This is a genomic window from Williamsia soli, from assembly GCF_017377795.1.
Lineage (GTDB): Bacteria > Actinomycetota > Actinomycetes > Mycobacteriales > Mycobacteriaceae > Williamsia > Williamsia soli.
This window is the reverse complement of sequence record NZ_JAFRDR010000012.1, coordinates 119400-137885: the sequence shown is the minus strand read 5'-3', so window position 1 is coordinate 137885 and position 18486 is coordinate 119400. Positions and strand designations below refer to the sequence as shown.

Here is an 18486-nt window from a genome sequence, read left to right as displayed (position 1 = left end):
TGTGCACATTTCACCCCACGGGCCAGTGACGTCCTGAGGATTACTGGCTGGTTCCCTCGTCTTGGCGAGGACCTAGGCGTGGAGGTCGGATTTGCTGTTCTCTCAGCTCCCGGAAGCTCAGGGTCTGTACGACCCCGACATGGAAGTCGACTCGTGCGGTGTCGCGATGGTCGCAGACATCCACGGCCGGCGCAGTCACGAGATCGTCGCCGACGGGTTGCTGGCACTCGAGAACCTCGATCACCGCGGCGCCGCCGGAGCGGAGACCAACAGCGGAGACGGCGCGGGCATCCTCGTGCAGGTTCCCCACGCGTTCTTGCGTGAGGTCGTCGACTTCGATCTTCCCCCGGTGAACCTGAACGGCGAGAACACCTTCGCCGTCGGTAACTGCTTCCTGCCCGCAGATCCGGCGGCCAGGGCACGAGCGGTCGCCCGGGTCGAGGAGATCGCGGCGGAGGAGAACATCACCATCCTCGGGTGGCGCGAACTGCCGGTCGAGGTGGATGCCGCCGACATCGGCCACACCGCCCGGGGTTGCATGCCGTACATGAGTCAGCTGTTCGTCAGCGGTCCACTGAACGCCGACGGCACCGCGCCGTCAGGACTCGACCTCGACCGCTTGGTCTATCCGCTCCGCAAACGCGCCGAGCGGGTGACGGAAGAACGTGAGGCAGACGGCAGCGGGCTGTATTTCGCGTCGCTGTCGAGCCGGACCATCGTCTACAAGGGCATGCTCACCACGATGCAGTTGCCGCTGTTCTACACCGATCTACGCGACGAGCGCACCGAGAGCGCGATCGCGATCGTGCACTCACGCTTCTCCACCAACACGTTCCCGTCCTGGCCGCTGGCCCACCCGTTCCGGTTCGTCGCCCACAACGGCGAGATCAACACGGTCCGAGGTAACCGGAACCGTATGCGTGCCCGCGAGGCGCTGCTCGAGACCGACCTGATCCCCGGCGATCTCACCCGGCTGTTCCCCATCTGTACCCCCGAAGCGTCCGACTCCGCGTCCCTCGACGAGGTCCTCGAATTGCTGCACCTCGGTGGCCGCAGCGTCCCGCACTGCGTGATGATGATGGTCCCCGAGGCTTGGGAAAACGTCCCCGACATGGATCCGCGCCGTCGGGCCTTCCTGCAGTTCCATTCCTCGTTGATGGAGGCGTGGGACGGACCAGCGTGCGTGACCTTCACCGACGGCACGCTGGTCGGAGCGGTTCTCGACCGTAACGGCCTGCGTCCCGGCCGCTGGTGGCAGACCCGAGACGGCAAGGTGGTGCTCGCGTCCGAGGCCGGTGTCCTCGACATCAGCAGCGAAGACATCGTCGCGAAGGGTCGGCTGGAACCGGGCAAGATGTTCCTGATCGACACCGCTGCCGGACGACGGATCCCGGATGCGGAGATCAAGGGTCAACTGATCGACGAGCGGCCCTACGAGGAGTGGCTGCACGCCGGCCTGCTCGAACTGGCCCGGCTGCCGCAGCGGCCGCGGTTCATCCCTACCCACGACTCGGTGGTGCGGCGGCAGGTCTCGTTCGGGTACACCGAGGAAGACCTGCGGGTGCTGATCGCGCCGATGGCCGCGTCGGGATACGAAGCTCTCGGTTCCATGGGCACCGACACCCCGATCGCCGTGCTCTCTCAGCGTTCCAGGTTGCTCTACGACTACTTCGTCGAATTGTTCGCGCAGGTGACCAACCCGCCGCTCGACGCGATCCGGGAAGAGATCGTCACCTCGATGGCCCGTGTGATGGGTCCGGAACAGAACCTGCTGGAGCCGACCGCGGCGTCGTGTCGGCAGATCCTGCTCCCGTGGCCGGTCCTGGACAACGACGAACTCGCCAAGATCGTGCACATCAACGACGAGGGCAACCACCGAGGTCTGTCCGCGAAGGTGCTGCGCGCGCACTACCCGGTCGCCGAAGGTGGACCGGGACTCGAACGCGCACTGGCGGACCTGCGGACGCGGGCCAGCGAGGCCATCGCGAGCGGCTTCCACACGCTGGTCATCAGCGACCGCGAAACCGATCGCGACAACGCGCCCATCCCGTCGCTGCTGGCCACCTCGGCCGTGCACCACCATCTGGTCCGGACGAAAGAACGGACCCGGGTGGCGCTCGTCGTCGAGAGCGCCGACGCGCGGGAGGTCCACCACGTGGCGCTGCTGATCGGTTTCGGCGCGGCAGCGGTGAACCCCTACCTGGCGTTCGAGACCATCGAGGATCTCGTCCGGGAGGGCGAACTCACCGGGGTGTCGGCGTCGAAGGCGGTGCGGAACTACCTGCAGGGCTTGGGCAAAGGTGTGCTCAAGGTGATGAGCAAGATGGGCATCTCGACGGTCGGGTCGTACACTGCGGCACAGTGTTTCGAAGCTGTCGGGCTCTCAGGTGATCTCGTCCGCGAGTACTTCACCCGCACGGTGTCGCGGATCGGTGGCGTGGGCCTGGACGAGATCGCGGAAGAGGTACGCCTGCGTCACCATCGGGCGTACCCGCCCAACCCCACCGAGCAGGTGTATCGGCGCCTCGAGATCGGCGGCGAATACCAGTACCGGCGTGAAGGCGAACTCCACCTGTTCAGCCCCGAGACGGTCTTCCTCTTGCAGCATGCCTCGAAGTCAGGAAAGACCGACGTGTATCGCAAGTACACCGACGAGGTGAACCGGCTCTCGCGCGAAGGCGGAACGCTGCGCGGATTGTTCGAGTTCGACACGCAGGGAAGAGAACCCGTACCCCTCGACGAGGTCGAGTCCGTCGAATCGATCATGAAGCGGTTCAACACCGGTGCGATGAGCTACGGTTCGATCTCGGCGGAAGCCCACGAGACGATCGCGATCGCGATGAACACCATTGGTGGCCGGTCGAACTCGGGGGAGGGAGGCGAGGACACCGACCGGCTCTACGACCCGATGCGGCGCAGCGCGGTCAAGCAGGTCGCCTCCGGTCGCTTCGGTGTCACCAGCGACTACCTCATCAACGGGACCGATATCCAGATCAAGATGGCCCAGGGCGCCAAACCCGGTGAAGGTGGCCAACTCCCGGCGTACAAGGTGTATCCGTGGATCGCCAAGACCCGGCACTCCACGCCCGGAGTGGCACTGATCTCGCCGCCGCCGCATCACGACATCTACTCCATCGAGGATCTGGCCCAGTTGATCCACGACCTCAAGAATGCCAACTCGCAGGCGCGGATCCACGTGAAGCTGGTCAGCGCGATGGGCGTGGGCACGGTGGCGACAGGCGTGTCGAAGGCGCATGCCGACGTGGTGCTCATCTCCGGCCACGACGGTGGCACCGGTGCGTCGCCGTTGACCTCGCTCAAGCACGCCGGTACCCCGTGGGAGATCGGGCTGGCCGACGCGCAACAGACGTTGATGCTCAACGGCTTACGTGATCGCATCACGGTGCAGTGCGACGGTGCTCTGCGCACCGGCCGTGACGTGATGGTGGCAGCGCTTCTCGGTGCGGAGGAGTACGGATTCTCCACCGCGCCGCTGATCGTCGCCGGATGCATCATGATGCGCGTCTGCCACCTCGACACGTGCCCGGTCGGCGTCGCGACGCAGAATCCGAAGTTGCGGGCGCGGTTCACGGGCCAGGCCGAGCACATCGTGACCTTCTTCAAGTTCATCGCCGAAGACGTCCGGGAGCATCTGGCGATGCTCGGCTTCCGCACCCTGGACGAGGCGATCGGTCGCTCGGACGCGCTGCACACGGCCCCCGGGGTGGCGCATTGGAAGTCGAAGGGACTGGATCTCTCGCCGATCTTCCGGATGCCGGTGAGCGATTCGCCGCGCCGCCGGATGCGCGGACAGGATCACGCCCTGGACAAGGCGCTCGATCAGACCCTGATCCAGCTGTCCGAAGGAGCGCTCGAGGACGCGCACCCGGTGCACCTCGATCTCCCGGTGCGCAACGTCAACCGCACGGTGGGAACTCTGCTCGGCTCCGAGGTCACGCGTCGATACGGTGCCGACGGACTGGCCGAGGACACGATCACGGTCTCGCTGACCGGTTCTGCGGGTCAGTCCCTTGGTGCGTTCCTGCCGCCTGGAGTCACGCTGTCGCTCACCGGTGACGCCAACGATTACGTCGGCAAGGGTTTGTGTGGCGGCAAGATCGTGGTCAGACCGCACACCGACGCAACGTTCGTCGCCGAGGATCAGGTGATCGCCGGCAACACCATCCTCTACGGCGCCACCAGCGGGCAGGTGTATCTGCGAGGCCGGGTGGGGGAGCGATTCTCCGTCCGCAACTCGGGTGCCATCGCCGTGGTCGAAGGTGTCGGCGACCACGCGTGCGAGTACATGACCGGTGGGCGCGTGATCATCCTCGGGCCGACGGGACGCAATCTCGCTGCGGGTATGTCCGGTGGGATCGCGTTCGTCTACCACTTGGATTCGTCGAAGGTCAATCAGGCGATGGTCGATCTCCAGAGCCCCGACCCTGACGATCTGCTCTTCCTGCACGATCAGGTGAGTCGACACGTCGAGCTGACGGGCTCGGCGGTGGGGGCTTCGATGCTTGCCGACTGGCCCCGGCGCAGCCGGAAGTTCACCAAGGTGATGCCCACCGATTACCAGCGCGTGCTCGACGCCGCGCGCATGGCGGAAGCGGAAGGACGAGACGTGGATTCAGCGATCATGGAGGCGGCTCGTGGCTGACCCGCGCGGATTTCTCGAAGTCGGCAAGGCCGAAGCGGTCACCCGGCCGGTGTACGAGCGGGTCAACGACTGGAGGGATGTCTACGCCGACAACGACCCCCTCAAGGAGAACGAGAACGTTGCCGAACAGGCGCGCCGTTGCATGGACTGCGGGATCCCGTTCTGCCATTCCGGGACGGCGGGTTGCCCCCTCGGAAACCTGATCCCGGAATGGAACGATCTGGTGCGCCGTGGCCGGTGGGACGCCGCCAGCGATCGTCTGCACGCCACGAACAACTTCCCGGAGTTCACCGGGAAGATCTGTCCGGCCCCGTGCGAGTCCGCGTGTGTGCTGTCGATCTCGCAGTCGAGCACCGGCGGCAGTGTCACCATCAAGCGCATCGAGAAGACGATCGCGGAGGAGGCCTGGCGCGAGGGTCTCGTCGGTCCGCAGACATCGATGACCCATTCAGGGAAGACCGTCGCGGTCGTCGGTTCCGGTCCGGCCGGGCTCGCCGCCGCACAGCAACTCACCCGCGCCGGTCATTCCGTGACCGTCTTCGAGCGTGACGACCGACTCGGCGGCTTGCTGCGATACGGCATCCCCGAATACAAGCTGCAGAAATCAGACGTCGATCGTCGGCTGGGGCAGATGCGGGCCGAGGGCACCGAGTTCGTCACCGGCTGCAACGTGGGCGTCGATCTGACCGTGGACGAACTCCGGGAGCGGTTCGACGCGGTTGTGCTCGCGGTGGGAGCCCTGGCGGCCCGCGACAACACCGGGGTGCCCGGGCGAGACCTGAACGGCGTTCATCTGGCGATGGAGCATCTGGTGCCCGCGAACCGGGAGTGCGAGGGTGATGGGCCGTCGCCGATCTCCGCGCAGGGCAAACATGTCGTGATCATCGGGGGCGGTGACACCGGTGCCGACTGCCTCGGCACCGCTCACCGGCAGGGCGCGGCGTCGGTCACCCAACTCGACTACAACCCGGAGCTGCCATCGGACCGCGACGACGACCGATCGCCATGGCCGACCTGGCCGCTCATCCTGCGCAGTTCGTCCGCACACGCCGAGGGCGGCTCCCGTCGGTACGAGGTCGCCGTGCAACGGTTCGTCGGCGACGACGACGGCAACGTCATCGCGATGGTCCTGGCCGAGGTGAAGGTTCAGCGTGATGACGATGGGAACCGTACTGTCGTCCCCATCGGCGACGAGTTCGAATTACCCTGTGAATTGGCACTTTTCGCGATCGGTTTCGAGGGAGTCGAGCGCACCGAACTGCTGTCCGAGCTCGATCTGGCCCCGAATCGTCGCGGCGCGCTCGCCTGTGGCAGCGACTGGCAGACCGACGTGCCCGGCGTCTTCGTGTGTGGCGACGCGCACCGGGGGGCCTCGCTGGTCGTCTGGGCGATCGCCGAGGGCCGTGCCGCCGCACGAGGGGTGGACGAGTTCCTGATGGGCGAATCGGACCTGCCCTCACCGGTGCATCCGGCGGCACTACCGCTGTCGGTCCGCTGAAGCGCATTTCCGCAGGGACCGCCATCTTCTTAACACAGCGAATTATGGGTGACGTCTTGGCTACTTACGTGGAGAGGATCGCCTGTGCGGACTAGGCTCGGCGAGGTGAATCGACGTACCAAAATTGTGTGCACCCTCGGACCGGCCACCGCAACCGACGATCGGGTGCGTGAACTGGTCGAGAGTGGAATGGACGTGGCGCGGCTGAACTTCAGCCACGGCAAACACGAAGACCACAAGGAGATGTACGACCGGGTCAGAAAAGCGTCCGACGTGACAGGACACGCGGTCGGCATCCTCGCCGATCTGCAAGGCCCGAAGATCCGGCTCGGTACATTCGCCGACGGTCCAGTTCAGTGGAACGCAGGCGACGAGGTCAGGATCACCGTCGAGGACTGTGCGGGCACCGCCACCCGCGTCTCGACCACATATAAGGAACTGGCCAATGACGCACAGCCCGGTGACCGACTGCTCGTCGACGACGGCAAGGTCGGGCTGACTGTCGTCGAGGTCGACAAGAACGACGTGATCTGCACCGTCACCGAAGGCGGCCCGGTCAGCAACAACAAGGGTGTCTCCCTACCCGGCATGAACGTCTCGGTGCCTGCCATGTCGGAGAAGGACATCGCCGACCTCGAGTTCGCGCTTGCCCTCGGTGTCGATCTGATCGCGCTGTCGTTCGTCCGATCACCCGCGGACATCGAACTGGTCCACGAGATCATGGATCGGGTCGGCCGCCGGGTGCCCGTCATCGCCAAGCTGGAGAAGCCGGAGGCCATCGACAACCTGGAAGCCGTTGTCCTGGCCTTCGACGCCGTCATGGTCGCCCGCGGCGATCTCGGTGTCGAGCTGCCTCTCGAAGAGGTCCCGCTCGTCCAGAAGCGCGCCATCCAGATGGCTCGGGAAAACGCCAAGCCGGTCATCGTCGCCACGCAGATGCTCGAGTCGATGATCGAGAACTCGCGACCCACCCGCGCCGAGGCCTCTGACGTCGCCAACGCCGTCCTCGACGGTGCCGATGCCGTCATGCTCTCCGGCGAGACCTCGGTCGGCAAGTACGTCATGGAGACCGTGCAGACCATGGCCCGGATCGTGAAGGCCGTCGAGAACGGAACCCGCGACGTGCCGCCGCTCAGTCACGTACCGCGCACCAAGCGCGGAATCATCTCGTACGCTGCCCGCGACATCGGCGAGCGTCTCGACGCCAAGGCCTTGGTGGCGTTCACCCAATCCGGAGACACTGTGCGCCGCCTGGCGCGACTCCACACGCGGCTCCCGCTGCTGGCCTTCACCCCGTTGCCGGAGGTACGCAGTCAGCTCGCCATGAGCTGGGGAACAGAGACCTTCATCGTCCCGCGCGTCGAATCCACCGACGAGATGATCAAGCAGGTCGACGCTTCACTGCTCGAGATCGGTCGCCTCAAGGTCGGCGACCAGGTCGTCATCGTCGCCGGTGCACCTCCCGGAACCGTCGGCACGACGAACCTGATCCACGTCCACAGGATCGGTGAGGACGACCACTAGTGTGGCGGGCTGGCGCCCGCATGCAGGCAGCCCTGAAGTCGCGTGCTCTTCCCTCGTCGGCTCAGTCGCTTCGCTCCCTCGCTCCTCCGTCCAGAGCACGCGGGGGCTGCCTGCGCTCCTCACCTCGCTGGCGCTCGTTCGTCGGCAGTCCAGAACAACCGCGGCCACACCTCCGCGGTGTGTCCGTCGACCGGGCCGATAACGCCGTCGAGCGTGCCGATAACGCCGTCGAGTGGGCCGAAACAGCCGTCGACCGGGCCTTTCCGTGCGTTGATCGTGCCGGTGGACGGCCGGAACGGCCCGGTCGGCGTTCGGATGGGCCCGCTCGACGTCCGGAGCGGCCCGGCTGCGCAGCGGTGGCGTCCTCTAGAGTCTTGCTGTGACTGAAGCCCCCGGTACGACGTCTGATCTGAGCAAGCTGCTCGAACTCTTCGATCTGGAGCAGCCCGAACCCGACCTGTTCATCGGGCTCCACCCGACGGAGGTCGGGGCCCGCACCTTCGGCGGGCAACTGTTGAGCCAGGGAGTGGTGGCTGCCGGGCGTAGTGTGCCCCGCCCTACACCCGTGCACGCGCTCAACGCGCACTTCATACGCGGCGGCGACGTCACCAAACCGATCGAATACCACGTCACACGGCTGCGCGATGGCAAACCGTTCGCCAACCGTCTCGTGAACGCCGTGCAGGAAGGCGAAGACATCTTCTCGATGCTCGTCGCGTTCCAGGACAACAAGGCCGGCCTGGAGCATTCTGTGCAGAGCCCAGACGTGGCCTACCCAGAGGATCTGCCGCCGCTGGGTGAGCACTTCAAGGGCTTCGAGGATCGCATCGCGCTGTTTGTGAACGCCATGCACCCGATCGACATCCGATTCGCCAACGACCCCACGTGGAAAGTGCGCGAATCCGGGGAGCGGCTAGAGCACAACAGGGTCTGGATGCGAACCGACGGTCAGATGCCCGACGACCCGCTGCTCCACATCGCAGCCCTCTGCTACGCCTCCGACACCACCGTTCTCGACTCGATCATCACGACGCACGGCTTGTCCTGGGGTATCGACCGCTTGTTCGCCGCGACCGTGAACCACTCGATGTGGTTCCACCGCGACTTCAGATTCGACGAATGGTTGCTGTACGCGACGGAGTCACCCGTCGCAGCTGGGTCGCGGGGCCTGGGCACCGGCAGGTTTTTCACCCGCGACGGTCTGCTGGCCACGACAGTCGTGCAAGAGGCGCTGATCAAATACTTCCCGCCGAAGAAGTGACCCGATAGGGCAGACTCAAGTCATGCAGCCCGTCCAGCAGACGCCGCAATACTGGCTGAATCCCGGCCCCGATCTACCTCCACGGACGTGGCAACGCCGAACCCGCAAACCGATCATCGTGATCAGCTCGATCGCCGCCACGATCCTTGCGGTGATCGCGATCGGTGCCCTGGCCCTCGGAGTGCAAGAACGCGACTTCACCGCCGACGGTTCCGTGGTCCTCACCGATCAGCAATACGAGGTTTCCGCCACCGACATCTGCGGCGGCACCGGCGAATTCGAGGACGTGAGACAGGGAACCCGGGTGCGAGTGCTGGACGAGGACTTGTCGATCCTCGGACAGTCCGAATTGGCTGCACCTGAACTGTCCGACAACAGATGCTTTCTGCCGTTCTCGATATCGGGGATTCCCGAGGGTCGGGCCGACTACGTGGTCGAAATCGGCACAACCCTGCGCTACGAAGCCAGTGAGTCCAGATTGGCGAACGGCATCACGATCGAACCCTGAGGCTCCGGATCAGATCTCGCGATCCCGGAACACCGGCGTCTGACGAGTCATGCCCGCCTTGCGGGCAATCGCGTGGTTCTTGGTTCGCAGCAGTCTTAGCTGCAGAACCTGTTCGACGGGAAACGAGAATCGCGGGGACCGCGACCAGGTCTTTTCGAACAGCTTCTTGGTCGACGCCACCGAGTCGGGTGAGCGCGCGGCGATCTTCTCGATCAAAGCCAGTGCTTCGGCGTGCGGGTCGGCGGCGACACCGGTCACCACACCGATCTCCTTGGCGTAGTCGGCCGAGAACATCTCGCCGGTCATGGTCAGACGTTTCGCGGTGTCGATTCCGGTGAGCTGCGACAACGCGGCCGAGGCAGACATGTCGGGGATCAGACCCCATTTGGTTTCAAGGATGGAGAAGTCGGCGTCGGGGGTGGCGAACCGGAAATCGGCGCCGAGGGCGATCTGCAGGCCGCCGCCATAGCAGTGGCCGTGGACGACCGCGATCACCGGTACGGGTACCCGCCTCCAGTGCCAGGCCGGATTCTGGAATCCATTGGAGCCCTGCAGCAGATTCGGCACGAACGTACGCAGGACGCTCTTCTGCTTACCTGCGAGACTGCCGAAATCGAGCCCGGCGCTGAATGATCTGCCGGCACCACTGATAATCACCGCGCGCAACGTTCGGTCTTTCGCAGCCTGTTTTGCGGCCTGGGTGAGCCCGGCGAGCAGGGGCAGGGTGAGGGCGTTGTGCTTGTCGGGCCGATTGAGCTGGACATGTGCGATCGGTCCGGCAGGCGTGTGCTCCACGCGGTACGTTACGGAGTCGTCGGCGGCCGGGCTGCCGTGCGGATCGGCGGCGAGCGTCAGCGGTGCAGGTGCGGATACGCCATCGGTCGCTGGCATGGAGGGCTCCTTCAGGTGGGAATCTTCGGTCCTACGGTACGCGGGCCGGCACCGTAATGATCCGCGGCACGCACCGATTCTGTTATCTTCAGATCACACGTGTGGTCAGAAATGTTCTGAAGAATTGCTGTCTTCTGAAGTCGCTGTCGCACAGCCGGTTTGGTTCAACCTCGAGTAATTGATGGAGAAGTCCGATGTCAGCCGTCGCCGAGATCGCCTTTCCGCATGCGTCCGGAGTCGGGGTGCGCACCCTGCCTGAAGGGTTTGCGCACACCGCCCGCATGCGTCCTGACGCCGTCGCGTTACGCACGTCGGGAGGCGCGGTCGAGATCACCTGGGCCGAGTACGCGCGGCGGGTCGAGCGCATCGCTGCCGGGTTGTCGGCGTTGGGCGTCCGCCGCGGCGAACCGGTGGCATTGATGCTCAGCAACCGTCCGGAGTTCCATGTGGTCGACACCGCACTCCTGCATCTGGGTGCCATTCCGTTCTCCATCTACAACACGAGCGCCCCCGAGCAGATCAACTACCTGTTCAGCGACGCGGGCAACTCCGTGGTCATCACCGAGCAGGCCTTCGTCGCGGCGATCGACGGTGCCGGAGCGGCGCTCGAGCACGTGGTCAGTGTCGACAGCGGCGGCACCACCACGCTCGCAGAGGTCGAGGCCACCGATTTCGGTGACTTCGATCTGCAGGCGGCGGTCGATGCGGTCCAGCCGTCCGATGTCGCGACCCTGATCTACACCTCGGGCACCACCGGCCCGCCGAAAGGCGTCGAGATCACCCACGCGAACATCATCGCCGAGTTGTCGGCGCTGGCAGAACACCTGACCATCGGTTTCGACGACCGCATCATCTCGTATCTGCCCGCGGCGCACATCGCCGATCGGGTGTCGGCCCACGCGGCGAACCTGGTGCGCGGCATCCAGATCACGTCGGTACCGGACCCTCGCGAGATCGCCGCCGCGCTGGCCGAGGTGCATCCGTCCGTGTTCTTCGGGGTGCCCCGGGTCTGGCAGAAGATCAAGGCGGGTATCGAAGGAAAACTCGAGGCGGAAACCAATCCGGTGAAGTCGAAGCTGGCGGCGTGGGCTCTCGGTGTCGGATCCGCGGCCGCCCGCGCCGACCTCGCCGGCAAGAGTCGCGGCCGCATCCTCGACGCCCAGTACAAAGTCGCGGACAAGCTGATCCTGTCCGCCGTGCGCAGTGCTCTCGGTCTGGACAACATCAGTTTGGCGGCCTCTGGCGCGGCGTCGATCCCTGCGGAGGTCCTGGAGTTCTTCGCCGGCCTCGGCATCCCGGTCGTAGAGGTGTGGGGCATGTCCGAGACCACGGCGGTCTCGACCATGACCACCGCCGACGATCTCAAGATCGGCACCGTCGGCAAACCGCTGGCCGGGGTCGAGATCAAACTCGCCGACGACGGGGAATTGCTGGTACGCGGCCCGATGGTCATGCGTGGGTACCGCAACCAGCCGGAGAAGACCGCGGACACGATCGACGCCGACGGCTGGCTGGCCAGTGGCGACATCGCCACCGTCGACGCCGATGGAAACTACAAGATCGTCGATCGCAAGAAAGAACTGTTGATCAACGAGTCGGGAAAGAACCTCTCGCCGACCAACATCGAGAACGCACTGAAGGCGGCGTCGTCGTTGATCAGCCAGGTCGTCGCCCTCGGCGACGGTAAGCCGTACGTGGCAGCGCTTGTGGTCCTGGACCCCGATGTGGCCGCGGCGCGTGCCGGCGCACTCGGTCTCGACCCGGCCGATCTGGCCTCGCTCGCCGAGCAACCCGACATCCGGGAGGAGGTCCGGGTCGCGGTCGCGACGGGCAATTCCAGGTTGTCGCGGGTGGAGCAGATCAAGCGATTCGTGATCCTGCCCGAGGCGTGGGAGCCAGGAGGGGACGAACTCACGCCGACCATGAAACTCCGGCGCACACCGATCTCGACGAAGTACGCGGAGCTGATCGTCGACCTCTATGCGACCGATCCCGGTGGTGCCGTGATCGATCTACGGTGAGTCGGCGTCACGTTCGGTAACCGCGCTGATCGACAACGAAGAACACCAGTGTGACGGCGAGAAAGCCGGCGGCCAGCCAGACTGCGTGGGCGTTCATCAGTTGCGTCGCGATGGCACCGATGAGCGCGCCCGCAGCGAAGGTGCCGGCGACCCTGGCATAGGTCGAGAAGGCCGCCAACGCTTCTTTGCGCTTGTCGACCGAAGCGGCGTACCCGTACTCGATCATGTGCATCAGGTTGCCGGTCGTCGCGACGGCAAAGTAGCCGAGTTCGCCGATGCTGCGAAACATCGTGATCGTCATCGCCGTGCAGAAGGCGATGGGCACGGTCACGTAGGTGTGGGGGACCGAGGTCGGCACAAACCCCACAGCCGCCAGCACCCCGACCTGAAGCGCGATCGTCCACCGAATCGGATGGTTCAGCAGATGATCGACCCTGCCGGACTTGATGTGTACGGCCAAGGTAACGCCGAGCAGGAACGCCAGGATCGGCCACAGATGCAGCAGTGCCGCGGCCCAGTGGCGGTCGGACAGCCCGATCCCCATCAGGATCACATTGGCGGTCTGGACGTTGGCGAACACCCCTCCACGGACAAGGAACGTATACGAGTCGAGGAAGCCACTGGCCAACGTGATCAGCAGGGCGAACCGTAGTGTCGAGCTCGTACTCTGCACGTGGCCACTTTCGAAGGAAATCGTTGGTCTGAAAGATATCAGGACCCGCCGAGCAACCCCGGCCAATCTGCTCCGTAGAAGGTGTCCCCGGGGATAGGTTCTCGGGTACGGCATGTCCGATTTGATCGTTGTTTCAGGGGATGTCGCATCGAGACTTGTCGCCATCATTCGTCAGGAGTCCACCGATGAGCCCGAACACCGCAGACACCGTCTTTCACCACGCGTCCGGAGCGGCCGTCCACACCACGGCAGAAGCGTTCCAGCACACCGCGAAAATGCATCCGGATCGCGTCGCGTTACGTACCCCCGGGGGTATTCAGGAGATCACGTGGCGCGAGTACGCCACGCGAGTGGAGTCGATCGCGCTGGGGCTGGTGACCCTCGGCGTGAAACGCGGCGACACCGTCGGCCTGATGCTGACCAATCGGCCCGAGTTCCACCTCGTGGACACCGCGATCGTGCATCTCGGTGCCATCCCGTTCTCGGTGTACAACACCAGTGCGCCGGAGCAGCTCGCTTATCTCTTCGGTGACGCCGCCAATCGGGTCGTCGTGACCGAGCAGGTCTTCGTGCCCGCGATCCGGGAGTCCGGTATCGCCCTCGAGCACATCATCACCGTCGACGGTCCCGCCGAGGGCGCCATCGAACTACGCGACGTCGAGGCCGATCCGGACACCGAGTTCGACTTTCAGGCGTCCTGGCGCGCGGTGGAACCCGACGACCTCGTCACGCTGATCTACACGTCCGGGACGACCGGGCCGCCCAAAGGGGTCGAGATCACCCACCGCAACGTGATCGCGGCCGCGGAGTCGGTGTCCGCCGAACTCGACGCCGGCTTCGACGATCGGATCATCTCGTACCTACCTGCCGCACACATCGCCGATCGGGTGTCTTCGCATGGCGCAAATCAATTGCGGGGCATACAGATCACGTCGGTGTCCGATCCTCGCGAGTTTGCCGCGGCCCTCCCCGATGTGCGGCCGACGGTGTTCTTCGGTGTTCCCAGGGTGTGGCAGAAGATCAAGGCCGGCATCGAGGCGAAGGTCGGAGAGGAGACGAGCCCGGTCAAGTCCAAGCTCGCGACATGGGCGCTCGACGTGGCCGCTCGGGGTGCCAGGGCGGACCTGTCGGGTCGGCCACGGGGCCGGGCGCTACAGGTGCAGTACCAGTTGGCGGACTCGCTCGTGCTGTCGAAGGTGCGCGCTGCGCTGGGCCTCGACGAGTTGAAATTGGCGATCTCGGGCGCCGCGTCGATTCCGTCGGAGGTCATCGAGTTCTTTGTGGGACTGGGCATTCCGGTCATCGAGGTGTGGGGTCTGAGTGAGACCACGGGCGCGGCGACGAAAACCACCGTGGACAATTTGAAGGTGGGCACGGTCGGCAAACCCGTAGAGGGTGTCGAGATCAAGCTGGCCGAGGACGGGGAGGTGCTCGTGCGGGCACCGATCATCATGCGCGGTTACCGCAACAAACCGGAAAAGACTGCGGAGGCCATCGATGCCGACGGCTGGTTCGCGACGGGCGATGTCGGCACCATCGATGCCGAGGGCAACCTGACGATCGTCGATCGGAAGAAGGAGCTGATCATCAACGAGTCGGGGAAGAACATGGCTCCGAGCACCATCGAGAACGCGATGAAGTCGAACTCGTCGCTGGTCAGTCAGGTGGTGGCGATCGGCGACGACAAGCCGTACATCACTGCGCTGATCGTGCTCGATCCCGATGTCGCCGCGCTTCGTGCCAAGGCGCTTGGTGTCCCGGAGGCCCAGATCGCCGACCTTGCAGGCAATCCGGCGATCATCGAGGAGGTGACGTTGTCGGTGAAGGCGGGCAACGCAAAGCTCTCCCGGGTCGAGCAGGTGAAGCGATTCGTCATCGTTCCGGCGGCGTGGGATCCCGGAGGAGACGAGTTGACCCCGACGATGAAGCTGCGGCGCAAGCCGATCGCGAGCAAGTATGAGCAGACCATCGTCGATCTGTATTCGACGCCTGCGGGCCCGGGTGTCGTCGACCTGGCAAAATGACCGCCCGGCATGCGACGTCGAGTCAACGCGGGAGATGATGGCGGGGTGATTGAAGCACTGGTTTTCGACATGGATGGCGTGCTGGTCGACTCGGAGCCGATCTGGGAAGAGGTGCGTCGCGGTGTCGTCGCCGACCATGGCGGTACGTGGCTCCCCGAGGCACAGACGGCGCTGATGGGGATGAGCACCCCCGAGTGGGCGACCTATCTGAGCGAAGACCTCGGCGTCGGCAAGGCGCCGGCGGAGGTCGCGACCATCGTGATCGATCACATGGTTGCCCGTTACGAAAAACACCTTCCGGTGTTGCCGGGTGCGGATGAAGCCGTTCGCCGCTGTGCAGCGCGCTGGCCACTCGGCCTGGCCAGTTCGTCGCCGCGCAGGCTCATCGATGCAGTACTCGACACTGCGGGCTGGACAGACTTGTTCGAGGTCACCGTATCGACCGAAGAACTCGACCGCGGCAAACCCGCGCCGGACGTGTACGTGCACGCCGTACGGGGGCTGGGTCGAAAACCCGCCGCATGCGCGGCCATCGAGGATTCGTCGAACGGCATGCGATCGGCGACGGCGGCAGGTTTGATTCTGATCGCGGCGCCGCGGCCCGACTATCCGCCCGCCGATGATGCTCTCGCGGAGGCCGCCCTCGTGATCGACGGAATCGACGCGCTGACGACGGGCGCGGTCGAGTTGTTGGGCTCAGATCAGGGGAGCACACGGTGACAACCACGCCGTGGTTCGGCCACGGTGGGACCGGCGGGCCAGGGGTCGTCCTCGGGCGGGTCGAACTCGAGCACTGCACTAGACCGGTCGGTCGACGGATTTCTTGAGCCGTACGTGAACAAGCACCGCACTCAGCGCCAGCACTGCTGCCGTTGCGATCGACGCAGCGTGCATGCCGGACACGAACGCGTCGTTGGCCGAATTCGTCAGCGCCGCAGCGGCCTCAGGGCCCAGCTGCGATGCGACGGATGAGGATCCACCAAGCGTTTCCTGAGCCGCCGCGGCTGTCGAGGGGTCCAGCGCTCCGGTGTCGAGACCTCTGCGGAAGATCGACATGACCACACTTCCGAGGACTGCCACGCCGAGGGCCACACCCAGTTCATAGGCGGTCTCGGAGACCGCAGAAGCCGCGCCGGCTCGTTCTGGCTCGACCGCGCTGACCACGAGGTCCGACGTCAGGGTCAGCGCGATCCCGACTCCGATCCCCACCAGCACGAAACCTGCGATGAACAGCCCGAGGCCGCTGTCGGTACCCAACCCGATGAGCAGCAGCGCACCGACGGCCGATATGGCGAGTCCACACGCCAGAACCCCGCCGGTGGTCCACACGCGGACGAGATAAGCCGCACCCAGGGAAGCGACTGCGCTGGCGGCGGTCCCTGGTAGCAACACGAGGCCGGCTTCGAGTGGGCTGCACCCCAGCACCTGTTGCAGATACTGCGATCCGAAGAACAACACCCCGGACAAGGCGAAGATCGACAGGAAGTTGGTGAACACGGCAGTCGAGAAGTCGGCTTTGCCGAACAGCTTCAGGTCGATCATCGGTGCGTCGAGGATTCGCTGTCGTCGAACGAAGACGACGCCGGCCACGATCCCGGTGAGTGCCGCGAACACGTCAGTCAGGCTCGGCCCGTGGGCCGCCGTCTCCTTCACGGCGTACACGATCGGCACCAGAGCCAGCATTGACAGACCTGAGCTCAGCAGATCGAACCTTCCCGGACTCGGATCCTTGGATTCCGGGATGACCAAGGGGCCCAGGATGATCAGAGCGACCATGAGGGGGAGGTTGATGAGGAACACCGAACCCCACCAGAAGTGCTCGAGCAGCCAGCCACCGACGAGGGGACCGCCCGCAGCTCCGCCACCTGCCATCGCGCTCCACACACCGATGGCGGTGACGCGCTGGCGGGGATCTTTGAAGATTGTCCGGATCAACCCGAGCGTGGCCGGCATCAGGGTCGCACCGGAAACACCCTGCAACACCCGGGCGGCGATGAGCATCTCCGGGCTGACGGCGAAGGCCGCGAGCACCGAGGCGATACCGAATCCGGCTGCGCCGATCAGGAGCAGGCGCCGCCGTCCGATGCGATCGCCGAGGGTGCCCATGGTGATGAGCAGACCCGCCAGGACGAATGAATAGACGTCGATGATCCAGAGCAGTTGTGTGCTGGTCGGCTCGAGATCGGCGCTCAGGAACGGTAGGGCGATATCCAGCACGGTCGCATCGATCGCGATCAGGAGAACCGCGAACGCGAGCACGACGAGCCCCAGCCACTCCTTGGCTCCAGCGGTTTCGTGGTCGCTGTGCTGCGTACCAGGCATGCGCAACCCACTCACGACGTGTACTCCCTCGTTCGGCCCGGAGAAAACCGTCCGGACGGTACAGTAACCGTAGCAGTGAACCGTCCAGCCGGTAAAGTAGCGCCATGGCCGCTGACACCCGTGATCGGATCCTCGATGCCTTGGAAGAGATGTTGCTGAACGAAGGGCTGTCCAGGGTCACACTGGAGAGCGTCGCAAAGTCGGCCGGTGTGTCGAAAGGTGGTCTGCTGTACCACTTCAGCAACAAAGACGCGCTGATCGCCGCTATGGTTCGGCGATTGGGGGAACGCTCTGACGGCCAGCGCGCCGACGCCGCCCGCGGCGGGACCACGGTTGCCACCTGGTATCTGCAACCCCCGGAGTCGACGTCCGACAAGGAACTCGCGCTGTTCCGATCGACCCTGGCGGCGTTGCGGAGCGTCGATGGGAACCCCGGTGAAATCCAGGCGGCGGTCACCGAGGTGATGCAGCTCTGGGACGAGGGTCTACGGGCCGAGATCGACGATCCCGTGGACGCCGAGATCATTCGGCTCGTGGGCGACGGCCTGTATCTCGGGGGATTGTTGGGTTTGCCGTCCATCGATCCCGACCTGCATCAGCGAGTCGTCAATCGGCTGTTGCGCGAGGCGTGATCGGCGGCTCGGTGGACCACGGGAAGTTGATCCAGAGGTCGGTGTACTTCCACGTGTAGTCGGCGTGGATCACCGATGCCGGCTTCTCGTAGAGCACGGCGGTCTTGACCTCCGACGCGTGATCGCGGCAGAACGAGTGCACGAGTTCGAGGGTCTTCCCGCTGTCGGCGACATCGTCGACCACGAGCACGCTCAGGCCGTCGAGTTCGGTCGCGTCGAGGATCGGCGGCAGGATGACCGGACTGTCCAAGGTCGTCCCGATGCCGGTGTAGAACTCGACATTCATCGTGAACAACGCCTTGCAGTCGAGAGCGTAGGCCAGCGATCCAGCGGGTACGAGACCACCACGCGCGATACCGAGTACGACGTCAGGGGCAAAACCTGAGTCCGCGACGGTCTGCGCGAGCTCCCGGCTTGCGCGTCCGAAGATCTCCCACGTCAACACTTCTCGATCGCTCATCGAGCAATG

Annotated in this window: 13 protein-coding genes; 9 read left to right on the top strand and 4 right to left on the bottom strand. The window is 65.0% G+C overall.

Going from position 1 to position 18486, the window contains the following annotated elements:
• The first annotated feature begins 91 nt into the window (after positions 1-91).
• The 5 genes from gltB (at position 92) to J3S28_RS25085 (ending at position 9454) form a co-directional block, all read left to right on the top strand.
• Entirely contained in the window at positions 92-4663 is a 4572-nt protein-coding gene (gltB, locus tag J3S28_RS25105; protein WP_207843679.1) for a glutamate synthase large subunit, read from the top strand.
• Entirely contained in the window at positions 4656-6161 is a 1506-nt protein-coding gene (locus J3S28_RS25100; RefSeq protein ID WP_207843678.1) for a glutamate synthase subunit beta, read from the top strand. Before gltB ends, J3S28_RS25100 begins: the two co-directional genes overlap by 8 nt.
• A gap of 105 nt (positions 6162-6266) precedes the next feature.
• A complete protein-coding gene (pyk, locus tag J3S28_RS25095) occupies positions 6267-7685 on the top strand; it encodes a pyruvate kinase (RefSeq protein WP_207843677.1) in 1419 nt (472 codons plus the stop codon).
• A gap of 379 nt (positions 7686-8064) precedes the next feature.
• Positions 8065-8946 carry an acyl-CoA thioesterase gene (locus J3S28_RS25090; protein ID WP_207843676.1) on the top strand — a complete coding sequence of 294 codons (882 nt, stop codon included), beginning with the start codon at positions 8065-8067 and terminating at the stop codon, positions 8944-8946.
• 22 nt (positions 8947-8968) lie between these two features.
• Positions 8969-9454, top strand: coding sequence for a hypothetical protein (locus J3S28_RS25085; protein ID WP_207843675.1), 486 nt, complete (start codon positions 8969-8971; stop codon positions 9452-9454).
• A gap of 9 nt (positions 9455-9463) precedes the next feature.
• On the opposite strand, the gene J3S28_RS25080 is transcribed toward J3S28_RS25085, so the two are convergent.
• A complete protein-coding gene (locus J3S28_RS25080; RefSeq protein ID WP_207843674.1) occupies positions 9464-10345 on the bottom strand; it encodes a crotonase/enoyl-CoA hydratase family protein in 882 nt (293 codons plus the stop codon).
• A gap of 194 nt (positions 10346-10539) precedes the next feature.
• Between J3S28_RS25080 and J3S28_RS25075 the strand changes: the two genes are divergently transcribed.
• A complete protein-coding gene (locus J3S28_RS25075) occupies positions 10540-12366 on the top strand; it encodes an AMP-dependent synthetase/ligase (protein ID WP_207843673.1) in 1827 nt (608 codons plus the stop codon).
• 7 nt (positions 12367-12373) lie between these two features.
• Here J3S28_RS25075 and J3S28_RS25070 read toward each other — a convergent pair whose 3' ends face one another.
• Positions 12374-13039: a YoaK family protein gene (locus tag J3S28_RS25070; RefSeq protein WP_307797420.1), complete on the bottom strand. Its 666-nt coding sequence runs from the start codon at positions 13037-13039 to the stop codon at positions 12374-12376.
• Between the two features lie 185 nt (positions 13040-13224).
• Here J3S28_RS25070 and J3S28_RS25065 point away from each other — a divergent pair, with 185 nt between their 5' ends.
• Positions 13225-15063 carry an AMP-dependent synthetase/ligase gene (locus J3S28_RS25065; RefSeq protein ID WP_207843671.1) on the top strand — a complete coding sequence of 613 codons (1839 nt, stop codon included), beginning with the start codon at positions 13225-13227 and terminating at the stop codon, positions 15061-15063.
• A 45-nt stretch (positions 15064-15108) separates the two neighbouring features.
• Positions 15109-15783, top strand: a complete 675-nt coding sequence (locus J3S28_RS25060; RefSeq protein ID WP_372436071.1) for an HAD family hydrolase — start codon at positions 15109-15111, stop codon at positions 15781-15783.
• Positions 15784-15861: 78 nt separating this feature from the next.
• Here the strand turns inward: J3S28_RS25060 and J3S28_RS25055 are convergent, their stop codons facing one another.
• Positions 15862-17385: an MFS transporter gene (locus tag J3S28_RS25055; RefSeq protein WP_207843718.1), complete on the bottom strand. Its 1524-nt coding sequence runs from the start codon at positions 17383-17385 to the stop codon at positions 15862-15864.
• Between the two features lie 104 nt (positions 17386-17489).
• On the opposite strand from J3S28_RS25055, the gene J3S28_RS25050 reads away from it, so the two are divergent.
• Positions 17490-18017 carry a TetR/AcrR family transcriptional regulator gene (locus tag J3S28_RS25050; RefSeq protein WP_207843669.1) on the top strand — a complete coding sequence of 176 codons (528 nt, stop codon included), beginning with the start codon at positions 17490-17492 and terminating at the stop codon, positions 18015-18017.
• On the opposite strand, the gene J3S28_RS25045 is transcribed toward J3S28_RS25050, so the two are convergent.
• Positions 17992-18477, bottom strand: a complete 486-nt coding sequence (locus J3S28_RS25045) for a phosphoribosyltransferase (RefSeq protein ID WP_207843668.1) — start codon at positions 18475-18477, stop codon at positions 17992-17994. The two genes, J3S28_RS25050 and J3S28_RS25045, sit on opposite strands and share 26 nt — an antisense overlap.
• Positions 18478-18486: the final 9 nt, after the last annotated feature.